A 12,404-nucleotide genomic window follows, 5' to 3' on the forward strand; every position below is an offset into this window, starting at 1 on the left:
CGAAGTGACTTTTTCCATTTCCACTAAGAAGACAGAACTATGAGTTCACTACTCCAGGACATCGAAGCGCAAATCTCCGGCGTGAAAACGTCGGTCTCCAAGCAAAACGTCGGCGTCGTCCGCGAATGCTCCGACGGTGTCGCCAAGATCGAAGGGCTCTCCGATTGCATGGCCAACGAAATGTTGGACTTTGGCAACGGAACCGTCGGTCTGGCCTTGAACCTTGAAGAGACCGAAGTCGGCGCCATCATCCTCGGTGACTACCTCGCGATTCGCGAAGGCACCGAAGTGCGCACCACCGGCAAGTTGCTGTCCGTTCCGGTCGGCAAGGGCCTGCTGGGTCGCGTGGTCGACGTGCTTGGCCGCCCCTTGGACGGCAAGGGGCCGATCAAGGAAACTGCTTTCTATCCGGTCGAGAAGATCGCGCCCGGCATCGTCAAGCGCCAGTCCGTGAGTCAGCCGCTCCAGACCGGCATTATGTCCATCGACGCGATGATCCCCGTTGGCCGTGGCCAGCGCGAACTGATCATCGGCGACCGTTCGACGGGCAAGACCACGATCGGGGTGGACACGATGATCAACCAGGCGCGCATCAACAAGCAGGGGCGCGCGTCGGGGGACAAGAGCTTCCGCCCGGTTTATAACATCTACGTGGCTGTCGGTCAGAAGCAGTCCAACATCGCGCGAGTGATCGCTGAGTTGGAGAAGGCGGGCGCGATGGAAGACACCATCGTGGTGGCCGCCGGCGCGTCCGACTCGGCTGCGAACCAGTATCTCGCTCCGTTCTCGGGAGCGTCGATGGGCGAATGGTTCATGGATAACGGCATGGACGCGCTGATCATCTTTGATGATCTCTCCAAGCAGGCCGTAGCTTACCGCCAGGTCTCATTGGTTCTGAAGCGCCCCTCCGGCCGTGAAGCCTATCCTGGTGACGTTTTCTATCTGCACAGCCGCTTGCTCGAGCGTAGCGCTCGTGTGAACGAGAAAAACGGTAACGGTTCCCTCACCGCGCTCCCGATCATCGAGACGCAGGCGGGTGACGTTTCGGCTTACATCCCGACGAATGTGATTTCGATCACGGACGGCCAGATCTACCTGGAAACCGACTTGTTCTACCAAGGTATCCGTCCCGCGATCTCCGTCGGTCTGTCGGTGTCCCGCGTCGGTTCCGCCGCGCAGATCAAGGCCATGAAGCAGGTCGCGGGCAAGATCAAGCTGGAGCTGGCTCAGTATCGCGAGCTCGCCGCCTTCGCGCAGTTCGGATCCGATCTGGATGCCAAGACTCAGGCAACTCTCGAGCGCGGTAAGCGCATCGTCGAGTTGTTCAAGCAGAACCAATACAACCCGATCCCGGTGGAGATTCAGTCGGCGATCTTGTTTGCGATGCAGAACAACATGCTGGACGACGTCGCGGTGGAAAAGGTCAAGGACTTCCAGAACAAGCTGACAACCTTCCTTCAAGACCGCAAAGAACCACTGCTGGCCAAGATTCGCGCCGAGAAGGCGTTCAGTGACGCGCTGGGCGCGGAACTGAAGGCGGCAGTGACCGAGTTCAAGCAGACCTATAGGTAATTGCTTCCATGCCGAGCACACGCGACATTCGCCGCCGGATCAAGTCGATCAAGAACACGGCGCAGATTACGAAGGCCATGCAGATGGTGGCTTCGTCCAAGATGCGGAAGGCTCAGCTTGCCGCACTGGCGGGGCGTCCGTACGCCACGTTAATGAACGACATCCTCGCGGCGGTGAGCGAAGGTTCCGGCGATTTCTCCGATCCGTTGATGGAGAAGCGACCCGTTCGCAAACGGGCGGTCATCGTGGTGAGCACTGACAAGGGGCTCTGCGGAGCGCTCAATTCGAACTTGCTGCGCGAGGCGGGCAAGCTGGACAAGGACACAACCCTCTACATCTGCGCCGGCCGCAAGGGGTCGCAGTTCATCGCGCGCACCAAGCGTCAGCTGGCCGCCGAGTTCAACTACAAGGACGCCCCCCAGTTTGTGGAGGCGCGCGCCATCTCCAAGTTCGCTCAAGACTTGTTCTTGAAGGGCGAGGTGGATCGGGTGGATGTTCTGTTCACCAATTTTATCAACACGCTCACGCAAAAGCCGGAAATGCGTCAACTGCTCCCCATCGGAGAGCTGACCGCGGTCGATGCAGGAGTGGATGGGCAGGGTGCTGCCACCAGTCTGAAGAAGACCGAGCTGGAGTACTTGTTCGAGCCGGGCGCCGCCACGGTGCTGGGCAACTTGCTCCCGCACTATCTTAACTTTCAGGTGTTCCAATTCCTCCTTGAAGCCAAGGCCTCCGAACATAGCGCCCGAATGGTCGCCATGAAGAGCGCCACCGACAACGCGAAGCAGCTGATCAAGGATTTGACTCTCGAATACAACAAGCTTCGCCAGGCCAACATTACGAAAGAACTTTTGGAAATCACCAGCGCTGCGATGGCGATGGGCTAAGACTATATCTCATGAACAAAGGCAAAATCGTTCAAATCATCGGTCCTGTAGTGGACGTGGAGTTCCCCGGAGCACTTCCGGCGATCTACAACGCCCTGACCATTGAATTCACCCCGCCCGGCGGATCCAAAACCAAGTTGACCCTCGAGGTGCAGCAGCATCTCGGTGACAACTGGGTTCGCGCTGTCGCGATGAGCACCACGGAAGGTCTGAAGCGCGGTCAAGAAGTGACCGACGTGGGCGGGCCGATCATGATGCCTGTCGGTGAAGGTGTCATGGGTCGCGTGTTCAACGTGACGGGTGATCCCGTCGACGAGCAAGGACCGGTGGTCGCGGATAAATATAATCCGATCCATCGTAGTGCCCCCGCGCTGGTGGACCAGTCGACCAGCCCTCAGATTCTGACCACCGGCATTAAGGTCATCGATCTGATCTGCCCGTTCTTGAAGGGTGGCAAAGTCGGAGCGTTCGGTGGCGCCGGCGTCGGTAAGACCGTCGTCATCATGGAGCTGATCAACAACATCGCTAAGCTGCACGGCGGTATCTCGATGTTCGCGGGTGTCGGTGAGCGAACCCGTGAAGGTAACGATCTCTACAACGAAATGATCGAAGCCAAGGTCATCAAGGTGGAAGAGGACGAGAAGGGTCATCCGAAGAAGAACGCCGATGGTCTTCCGATCATCAAGAAGGGTTCTCGAATCGGGTTGGTGTATGGCCAGATGAACGAACCGCCCGGAGCGCGTTTGCGCGTCGCTCTGTCGGCTCTCGCGGTGACCGAGTACTTCCGCGATGAGAAGAACCAGGACGTGTTGCTCTTCGTGGACAACGTCTTCCGTTTCTCGCAAGCCGGATCTGAGGTGTCGGCGTTGCTCGGCCGCACGCCGAGTGCCGTCGGTTACCAGCCGACCCTGGCAGCGGAAATGGGTAACTTGCAAGAGCGCATCACTTCGACGAAGAAGGGTTCCATTACCTCCTTCCAAGCGGTGTACGTCCCTGCGGACGACTTGACCGATCCGGCTCCCGCCACGACGTTTGCGCACTTGGATGCGACCATCGTGTTGGAACGTTCGATCGCTGAGTTGGGCATTTTCCCGGCCGTCGATCCTTTGGCGTCTAACTCCCGTGCTCTAACCCCCGACATCGTCGGCGAGGAGCATTACAATGTGGCCCGCGGCGTCCAGAAGGTGCTGCAGCGCTATAAGGATCTGCAGGACATCATCGCGATTCTGGGCATGGATGAGTTGAGCCCGGAAGACAAGATGACGGTCTATCGCGCCCGTAAGATTCAGAAGTTCATGAGCCAGCCGTTTACCGTCGCCCAGGTCTTCACCGGCCGCGAAGGTAAGCAGGTTCCTCGTGAGGAGACCGTGCGCGCGTTCAAGGAAATCTTGGAAGGCAAGCACGACGACGTGGCTGAGAACAACTTCTACATGAAGGGTTCCATCGACGAGATCAAAGAATAGTTTACGAGAGGTGGCGGCGGTTCCATCTGGGACCGCCGCTCCTCGAGAAGGCCCGGGTGGGTCGAGTTCCGACTTATAGAATTTGCAGAGATCGCTTATGCCCCTCAAGCTTGAAATCGTCACTCCGGAAGCCAAGATCTATTCGGAGACCGTGGACATGGTGACCTTGCCCGGCGTTGAGGGCGAGATGGGAATCTTTCCCAATCACGTGCCCTTGATGACTCAAGTGGCGGCCGGCGAAGTGATCGCCAAACGTGGGGGACAGAACCAACACCTGGCCGTCGGCGAAGGGTTCGTGGAAATCACGGGCGAGCGCGTCGCGATCCTGACCGACATGGCGATCAAGGCGGACGACATTGACGAGGTGAAGGCTGAAGAGGCACGTAAGCGTGCCGAAGCTCGCCTCCAAGAGAAGCTCAGCGAAGAGGAATCGGTCGCCGTCACCGCTGCCTTGGCTCATTCCTTGGCGCAGTTGAAGGTGAAGCGCCGGAATCGGTCGTAGCAACTTGGATTCTCCCTGACGGCTTCTCGCCCTACCACGTCACGTCACTGAGGTAGGGAGAGACTCCGTCGAGCCCACAATGGCCCCCGGCTCCGCGGTAGATGGAGGGTTAACCCCGATGAGGGTACCTTCGACGTAGATGATCTCTGAGCGCTTCTCGCCGCGCCCCAAACAACCCTCTCACACGCTGAGCATTCATGGTCTCGAGCAGGGTCTCTCCCTACCCCGTCACGTCACTACGGTGCTCACTAGTTAGCCTTCTTCCCTGAAAGGGCGTTGCTCATTTCTTCCACTAAATCTTCAGGCTTCCACTCGTTTCCGATCAGAATCTTGTGAACTTTTCCCTGAGGATTCACGACCACCGTTCGCAGATTGTGGTTGAGCACTCCCGACTCCCGATAGAAGTTCAAACCGAAATGGCGTGCCAGTAACTCGATCTGAGCCTCTTCGCCGGTGAGGAAACTCCATCGGCTCGGGTCGTACTGTAGACTGGTCCCGTAGCGCTTGAGCACCTCGGGTTGGTCCGTGGCTGGGTCAATGGTGATACTAAAGAAATGCCAATTGGTCGGCCCGTTCGGTTGAGCTCCCAACAACTGATACGCCTTCTGGAAGTTCGAGCTCATCCGGGGGCACATGGTCGGGAACGGGCAGGTGGTAAAGATGAAGGTAAAGGCAATGGCCTGGCCTTCATACTGACTCAGCAGCACGGGACGACTGAACTCGTTGGTGAAGGCATAATCGGGAAGTGTGTCTCCCGGGAACAACGGCTCAGACGGGGCAATCTTGGGACGAGAAACCGAACTGTTCGTGCTAGCTCCCACCTTGGCGCCGGGCTCTCCGGTGCGCTTCAGAGCCTCGATCCACCCATCTTCCTCCGTGACCTTCATTGTGAAGCTGACGCGGTCACCAGGCTTGAGTACGGTCAAATCGCTTTGATCGCGGATCTCAAACTCCATGGTCATCTTGCGCATGTAGCCGGGAATCTCATCATGAGTGATCCGGGCGATGCGCTTCGAAACGTTGATCTCCTTGAGTTCGCCTCCCACTTGGTAGCTGGTAGGGGCTGCCGCTGCGTTGGTGGCAATGGTTGCGGCTGGACTCGGCAGGGCCGTCGCGGATGGGGAATTTGAGTTGGGCCCGCACCCGGTGAGAGCTAGCACGGCCCAGCCCAGGCTCAGAAAACCACACAAACCGCGAAAGGGCTGAGAATGGCTGACGACGATCAATCTCATGGCAGTTTTAGACCTTTGGACCAACTTTCTCCGGCCTTATTCATCCCGTCAGTAAACCCGGGCTGGGCAGCTCTTTACTGCTCCAGCTTTTCCCAGAATGCTTCGAGCTGATCGGTATCAAAATCCGAAAGGATGGTGCCATCCACGTCGAGAACCGGGGCCAGAGTTTGCCCTGATAGCTCCTGCATTTCACTACGGGCGCTCGCATCGCTGATGACATCGATGACCTCGTGGGGAATTCCTCGCTCGTCGAGCCAATCCCGGGCTTCCTGACACCAATCACAGTAGGGTTTTACGAAAAGTCTAACGTTACGAGGTTTCATGAAAAGGGAGGGATTCAGGGTTCGGTAAGGATGGTATCGGCGTGTTCATAGGCGGGAGCGCAGCAGCACAGGAGGCGAAGTGGCTCGGATCCTGTGTTCCAAAGTTTGTGCTTCTTGCCCGGAGGGATCGCGATGGCATCACCGGCCACCACATCGCAGGTCTCGGACTCGATTCGCATCTGTCCCCGACCGTGCGTGATGAAATAAATCTCCTCAGTCTTGAGATGATAGTGCTCCTGCGTGCTACCTCCGATCGGCAGCCGCGCTTCCGCGAGACTCTGCTGACGGATCGCCGAGTTGCGGTACGCCAGGAGTTCGCGGATCTCGGAACCATCCTTCGTAATGAAGGCAGGGATTGCCTCGAGATTTTTAACATCCATACCCCCATAAAATGCCCGACTGGGATCCAACTGCAAAGAGGAATTCTATCGTAATTTTCGTAGACTTTGGGCTTCCCAAGCGTTGAACTTTTGCATTCCTCAATGCGAAGTCGAGTCGGCGGTGCTCCTCGGCTGCGAAGAAACAATGCGATTTATGGGTCAACAAGTTTATCTCGGAATCGATCTGGGCGCGGAGAGCGGGCGGGTGATGGCCGGTTTGTGGAACGGCAACACGATCCGATTGGAGGAACTTCACCGATTCTCCAATGGCGGGGTCTGGTTGGGGGATTCTCTGCGCTGGGATATTCTTCGGCTTTGGGCAGAAATTCAGAACGGTCTTTCGCTGGCCGCACGGAGGTTCGGGGACTCGATTGTTTCCGTGGGCATCGACACGTGGGGCGTGGACTTTGTGCTCCTGTCCAAGTCGCAGGAGCTGCTGGGTTTGCCGTATCACTATCGCGATCCGCGTACGCAGGGGATCATGGCCCGGACCTTGCAGCAAGTACCACGGGAGCGCATCTTTCAGACAACCGGTCTCCAGTTCATGGAAATCAACACCCTGTTCCAACTGATCGCCTTCAGGGACAAAAACCCAGAGCTCCTCGCCGCGGCGGATTGCTTCCTGATGATGCCTGACTTCCTGAACTGGTGTTTGTCCGGCGAGCGGGTCTGCGAGTTCACCAATGCAACGACCACCCAATTCTTTGATCCGACGGCACGCGGCTGGGCGGTCGATCTGCTTCGTGACCTCCGGCTTCCTAACTCCATTTTCCCACGGGTCGTGCAGCCAGGATCGGTGCTCGGAGGCATTCGCCCCTCCGTGGCCTCGCGGACCGGCCTTAAAAAGGTCCAAGTGGTCGCCCCGGCTACACACGACACCGGATCGGCGGTGGCGGCAGCTCCCACGGCCAACACCGGTCATCCAACCTGGGCCTACATCAGTTCGGGCACATGGTCCCTGATGGGGGTTGAAGTTCAACAGGCCATTTTGACATCCCGCAGCCTCGAACTGAACATGACCAATGAGGGAGGGGTTGATGGCACATACCGCCTCCTTAAAAACATTATGGGCCTGTGGCTGTTGCAACAATGCAAACGGTCCTTTGAGAGGAGCGGCACGGTCTACTCCTATGAGCATCTGGTTAGCCTGGCCGCTGCGAGTACGCCACTCCGGAGCCTGGTCGATCCTGACCATCCGAGCTTTCTGAGTCCTGAAGACATGCCCTCCGCCCTCCAGGAATTTTGTCGCAGGACGGGGCAGCCTGAGCCTCAGTCCGAAGGCCAACTCGTCCGGTGCGTGCTAGAAAGTCTGGCGCTGAAGTACGCCACCACGCTCGGAGCCCTAGAAGACTTGGTCGGGAGGCGCGTGGAGGTAATCCATGTCATGGGCGGGGGATCGAGGAACGCCCTCCTCAACCAATTCACGGCCGATGCTTGCGCTCGTCCGGTGTTGGCCGGACCGGTCGAAGCGACCGTTTTGGGCAATCTGCTCGTGCAAGTGCAGGCCCGCGGGGAGCTGGGATCTTTGGCCCAACTCCGCTCGGTAGTTCGTCAGTCGAACGAGCTGCAGAGCTTCGAGCCTCAGAACAGTGAATCCTGGTCAGCGGCGCGGGACCGCTTCCAAACCCTTTCGCAGGCCTGAGATGATCCGGAAAGCCTTCAAGATGTTCGTTCATCCGGATCAGCATGCTGAGTATGAGCGTCGACATCGTCCGATCTGGCCAGAGTTGGAAGCGGTGCTCCGACAACACGGGGTGCGATCCTATAGCATCTTCATCGACAGCACTACGAATGAGCTGTTTGCGTACGCGGAGATTGAGGATGAATCTCGTTGGGAACAGATCGCGGCCACTGAGGTTTGCCAGCGATGGTGGAAGTCCATGAGCTCCCTGATGGAGAGTCATCCCGACCACCGACCTAAGTCGGTGGAGTTACGTGAAGTGTTTCGGCTAGGTGACCGAGGTGGATCTGCCGTTCGGGGCGCTGAAGAGGTTTAGAGGCAAGCGCGAGAAGGAGCCTCGGTAGATCGATCAAGCGTTGGCTCTCGGCGAGGCGGCTTCGTTCCCAACCCGAAAGCTTCTGGCCTATCGGGGCTCGAGTCGAATGTCGCCCTACCTCGTCGTAGCGTGAGGCTCCGTCGTCCTTGTGTTCTCTGCGCTCTTCCCGTCTCTGCGGTGCAAATCGGGCCTGTTTAGAGGAAGAACCTGGCTTCGCTTTTTTATTGATGCGGTTGCGGTCCCCTCTCACTGTCGCGCCATGCTCCGAATACTCCTCATCGCTTGGATCATTGTCTCGAGTGGCTTTGCAACTGCCGCCGCGCTTCCGCCGGTGGAGCTTTGGCCGGGAACGCCTCCGGGAGAACAGAAACCTCTGGGCGAGGAGAAGGATCTTTCCAAGCCGACCGATGGGTTAGTTGCCGGCAAAGCTGTCATTCGTCTGGGAAATGTTTCGAAACCCACTCTGCAAGTGTTTACCCCACCGCAGGGACAGGCCAATGGCTCAGCGGTGCTGGTTTGTCCCGGGGGAGGCTACCATATTCTGGCCATGGATTTGGAAGGGACCGAGGTTTGCGAGTGGCTGAACTCGATTGGCGTCACGGCCCTGCTGCTGAAGTATCGAGTGCCGAAACGGGAAGGGGCATCGGAAGGTCTCGCCCCCATCCAGGACGCGCAACGCGCCCTGGGGCTGACGCGGCTGAACGCCAAAGTCTGGGGGATCAATCCCGACCGAATCGGTGTGATGGGATTCAGCGCCGGAGGACATCTGTCCGCGCGATTGAGCAACAACTTTCGAGAGCGGAGCTATCCTGCGGTGGACGAGGCGGATCGACTGAGCTGCCGTCCCGACTTCACGCTGCTCATTTATCCCGCCTACTTAACCGACAAGGACAAGGGCGATCAGCTGCGACCCGAGATGCCGGTGTCGAACCAAACTCCACCTACTTTCATAGCGATCTCTCAGGACGATCCGGTTCGGGTGGAAAACGTATTGCACTACTCGATCTCACTTCAGGCCTCCAAAGTGCCCATGGAACTGCATATCTATCCCAAAGGCGGGCACGGCTACGGGCTGCGTCGCACGCAAGAAAACGTCACGAGTTGGCCGGATCGTGCCACAGACTGGATGCGCGGGCGAGGTCTCTTGCGGGCGAACTAGTGGAAGACACCAGACTAATTTTTACCGGGAGCAGTCGCATCGACCGCGGTTTTCTCAGCGGGCTTCGGCTGCTGCTCCTTCAGGAGCGTTTCAATTTTGGATTCGAGAGCCTTCTTGGTTACGTCGTACATCGTATTGGTGATGGCGGCCATCGCTTGGCGGGCGATGTCATATCGGCCAGCATTGATATTGAGGCGGGCGAAATGGATCTGGACCCCTTGACGTTCGATATCGTCCCTCGCCACCCGGAACGCGTTAGTCCAGGCTTTGAGGGCGTCGTCGGCCAGCTTGATACGCGCCAGCAAATCCGCTTTAGGATCTCCTGATTTCGGCTGGGGAAAGCCGTAATAGCTCTGGGCGAAATCGGCGGCGAGGATGAAGTTGGTGGGATCGAGTTCCAAGGCCCGACGGTACAGAGCCATCGCATCGTGCATCACAGCGGTAACGTCCTTCTTGAGGACTTTGGCACCATCCGCTCGGAAGAGATACAGCGTGGTGGCTAGATTGTGATAGTAAGTGGGTTCCCAAGGATTCAGTTCAATGGCTTTGGCATAGTGGAAAAAAGCGTTGGTCACGGGGCCTCGATGCCCGTAGAGGTTTGCCAGATTGTTCCAGGCCGCCGGATCCTGGGGATTCAGTTCCTTCGCTTTCAACCATTGGACATAGGAGCCCTCCTCGTCGTCGCTATCGCTAAGGAAAGCGCCGAAGGCGCTGCGTCCCTTGGCGTGGTTGGGGTAGAGCTGAACGAAGTCCTCGTAGGCTCGTCGGACCGGAGCCAGCTTAGCCTGAACTCGTGCCTTCAGCAGTTGGTCGGAGCCGGCCAAGGAGTTGGTGCTGGATTGCGTGATGAGGTCATCGATCTCGGCGCGAGACTGGTCATCCAGTTCCATGACGCGCTTGAGAGCCAGGTCAGCGGGGGAGTTGGTAGCTACGGGGCCGGACTTAGCGGTGTCGAGCCGGCTCGTCGAGAGGGTAGGCCGAGCGATCAGCCAGTTGCTGACCGTTGTGGGCGAATTCGTGGCCAGGAGGGCGGTGAGCACACCGACGAGCAGATCATTCACGTCCGGCAAGCTAACAAGGCCACTCCGCGAATTCCACAGGAGTTTTCCGCCGATCTGGCATTGTCTGATTCCGGAATCCGTCTAAGATCATTGGAACATGCATCTTGCAAACCGCATACCCCACTTCCCTCGAGGAAGGTCCGTCGGCTTCCTGGGGGCCTTGGTTCTCAGTCTTGGCTTCTTGCTCGGTTCCAATGCCTGGGCCGCTAGTCCCACGGCGGAACAAATGGAACGCGGACGAACGGTGTACCAACAGAACTGCTTTATTTGTCATCAGCTCAACGGATTGGGACTGCCGGGCACCTATCCGCCGCTGGCAAAGTCGGACTACCTTTTCGAGGACCGAGCCCGCTCCATCCGTGTCATCATCGAAGGTCTTTCGGGCGAAATTCGGGTGAACGGGCGTCGGTTTGCCGGCGCCATGCAACCTGTGCTCATCAACAATGAGCAGATCGCCGACGTTTTGACGTTCGTAGGCAACAGCTGGGGCAACGAATGGGAACCGTTTACGGCGGAAGAAGTGCAGCAAGTCCGCAGGAAGACCCCCTATAAGACTTTTGAAGCCCTGGTGGCTGCCAGTCAGTTTCCACCCTTACCTACTCCTCCTGAAGGCTTTACGATTCGCGAGGTGGTCAAAATGCCCGCTAACCCGCTCCGTATCGCCAGTGATGGCTCGGGCCGAATGCTTTACGTTTTGACCGGGAACAATGGCGACGTATGGCGAGTGGATCCGGTCAACAACGCGCTCAAGCAGGTACTCTGGGGTAGCAAGTATTTGGAAAAACGGCCGAAGGATCTTGGTGGGCCGATCATTCTGGTCGGGATGGTGATGGACAAGGAAGGTCGGCTCTATATCGGATCGAATCAGCAGAACGAAGAGACCTTGCCGGTGCAAAACATTGTGACGATCTATCGCACTACCGAAACCCTGGCTGGCGACCCGGCCAGCCCGAAGCCCTGGTATCAGACAAACTATCCGGGAAATGGGGCCTACGTCCATGGCTTGGAAGGCATGGCCTTCGCTCCGGACGGAGCCTTGTTTGTGGCGAACGGTGCCCGTACAGACGCCGGACAACTAGGCGGTGAGCCTCGGTTTTATGGAAAAGGGGAAACGGAACTGACCTCTTCCATCTGGCGGATCGACCCGAAGACCACCCCGCCTTCCATGGAGGTTTTCGCTCGTGGGATCCGCAACGGCTACGGGTTGGCGTTTAACGAAGCCGGCGAGCTCTTCGAGAGTGAGAACGGCCCGGATGCTCACGCTCCTGAGGAACTCAACCTGATCGAGAAGGGTAAACACTATGGCTTTCCCTATCGGTTCGGAGACTGGACCCGCAAAGCCTATAGCCATACCCCCGACGCCCCCGAAGGCCTCGAGTTCACGCTCCCGATCGTGAATTTAGGCCCGGATGGAGGTTACGGCGGAACCCCGCTCTACAGCTTTCACCCCCATTCCTCCCCGGGAGGTATGGCATTCCTGGGCTCCGACTTTCCCGAAGGATGGCGGGGAACCCTGCTGATGAGCCGCTTCGGAAACTTTATTCGCAGCCCGGAGCCCCATATGGGTTTTGATGTGCTTCAAATCAAATTGCACAAGAACGCCAAAGGAGTCTATGAGAGTTACGTCCACACGGCTTTGGCCCCTTTGGGACGCCCCAACGATGTTCATGTTAGCGGCAAGGGTAAGGTGTATATATCAGAGTACGGTCGAGCCACCAACAGCTTCGCTTCCTATTCTCTGCCCGGCCGGATACTGGAACTCGCCGTTAAACCCTCTTCAACAGCTCAGTAGACAAACGATAAGGTCCAAGGCAGGTTGGAGTGTCAG

12 protein-coding genes are annotated in these 12,404 nt (G+C 57.9%); 8 read left to right on the forward strand and 4 right to left on the reverse strand.

What is annotated here, in order from left to right; genetic code table 11:
- The first annotated feature begins 39 nt into the window (after nucleotides 1-39).
- The 4 genes from JNN07_20435 (at nucleotide 40) to JNN07_20450 (ending at nucleotide 4,424) form a co-directional block, all read left to right on the forward strand.
- Nucleotides 40-1,572, forward strand: coding sequence for a F0F1 ATP synthase subunit alpha (locus JNN07_20435; GenBank protein MBL9170114.1), 1,533 nt, complete (start codon nucleotides 40-42; stop codon nucleotides 1,570-1,572).
- A gap of 8 nt (nucleotides 1,573-1,580) precedes the next feature.
- Entirely contained in the window at nucleotides 1,581-2,459 is an 879-nt protein-coding gene (atpG, locus tag JNN07_20440; GenBank protein ID MBL9170115.1) for an ATP synthase F1 subunit gamma, read from the forward strand.
- 11 nt (nucleotides 2,460-2,470) lie between these two features.
- On the forward strand, nucleotides 2,471-3,922 hold the full coding sequence (atpD, locus tag JNN07_20445) for a F0F1 ATP synthase subunit beta (protein MBL9170116.1): 1,452 nt from the start codon (nucleotides 2,471-2,473) through the stop codon (nucleotides 3,920-3,922).
- Nucleotides 3,923-4,019: 97 nt separating this feature from the next.
- A complete protein-coding gene (locus JNN07_20450) occupies nucleotides 4,020-4,424 on the forward strand; it encodes a F0F1 ATP synthase subunit epsilon (GenBank protein MBL9170117.1) in 405 nt (134 codons plus the stop codon).
- A gap of 248 nt (nucleotides 4,425-4,672) precedes the next feature.
- Here the strand turns inward: JNN07_20450 and JNN07_20455 are convergent, their stop codons facing one another.
- From JNN07_20455 to JNN07_20465, 3 genes are all read right to left on the reverse strand, one after another.
- Nucleotides 4,673-5,656, reverse strand: coding sequence for an SCO family protein (locus tag JNN07_20455; GenBank protein ID MBL9170118.1), 984 nt, complete (start codon nucleotides 5,654-5,656; stop codon nucleotides 4,673-4,675).
- 74 nt (nucleotides 5,657-5,730) lie between these two features.
- Nucleotides 5,731-5,979 (reverse strand): glutaredoxin family protein, encoded by a 249-nt coding sequence (locus tag JNN07_20460; GenBank protein MBL9170119.1) that lies wholly within the window; start codon nucleotides 5,977-5,979, stop codon nucleotides 5,731-5,733.
- 14 nt (nucleotides 5,980-5,993) lie between these two features.
- The gene (locus tag JNN07_20465) at nucleotides 5,994-6,359 is read right to left on the reverse strand and encodes a cupin domain-containing protein (GenBank protein MBL9170120.1); all 366 of its coding nucleotides are present in this window, start codon (nucleotides 6,357-6,359) and stop codon (nucleotides 5,994-5,996) included.
- Nucleotides 6,360-6,513: 154 nt separating this feature from the next.
- Here JNN07_20465 and JNN07_20470 point away from each other — a divergent pair, with 154 nt between their 5' ends.
- From JNN07_20470 to JNN07_20480, 3 genes are all read left to right on the forward strand, one after another.
- Nucleotides 6,514-8,001, forward strand: coding sequence for a rhamnulokinase (locus tag JNN07_20470; GenBank protein ID MBL9170121.1), 1,488 nt, complete (start codon nucleotides 6,514-6,516; stop codon nucleotides 7,999-8,001).
- A gap of 1 nt (nucleotide 8,002) precedes the next feature.
- Nucleotides 8,003-8,356: an L-rhamnose mutarotase gene (gene rhaM / locus JNN07_20475; protein MBL9170122.1), complete on the forward strand. Its 354-nt coding sequence runs from the start codon at nucleotides 8,003-8,005 to the stop codon at nucleotides 8,354-8,356.
- Between the two features lie 259 nt (nucleotides 8,357-8,615).
- On the forward strand, nucleotides 8,616-9,515 hold the full coding sequence (locus JNN07_20480) for an alpha/beta hydrolase (protein ID MBL9170123.1): 900 nt from the start codon (nucleotides 8,616-8,618) through the stop codon (nucleotides 9,513-9,515).
- A 14-nt stretch (nucleotides 9,516-9,529) separates the two neighbouring features.
- Here JNN07_20480 and JNN07_20485 read toward each other — a convergent pair whose 3' ends face one another.
- Complete coding sequence (locus tag JNN07_20485; protein MBL9170124.1) at nucleotides 9,530-10,576, reverse strand: hypothetical protein; 1,047 nt, start codon at nucleotides 10,574-10,576, stop codon at nucleotides 9,530-9,532.
- Between the two features lie 97 nt (nucleotides 10,577-10,673).
- Between JNN07_20485 and JNN07_20490 the strand changes: the two genes are divergently transcribed.
- Nucleotides 10,674-12,368: a PQQ-dependent sugar dehydrogenase gene (locus tag JNN07_20490; GenBank protein MBL9170125.1), complete on the forward strand. Its 1,695-nt coding sequence runs from the start codon at nucleotides 10,674-10,676 to the stop codon at nucleotides 12,366-12,368.
- The last annotated feature ends 36 nt before the right edge of the window (nucleotides 12,369-12,404 follow it).

This window comes from Verrucomicrobiales bacterium (genome assembly GCA_016793885.1).
Classification (GTDB): domain Bacteria; phylum Verrucomicrobiota; class Verrucomicrobiia; order Limisphaerales; family UBA11320; genus UBA11320.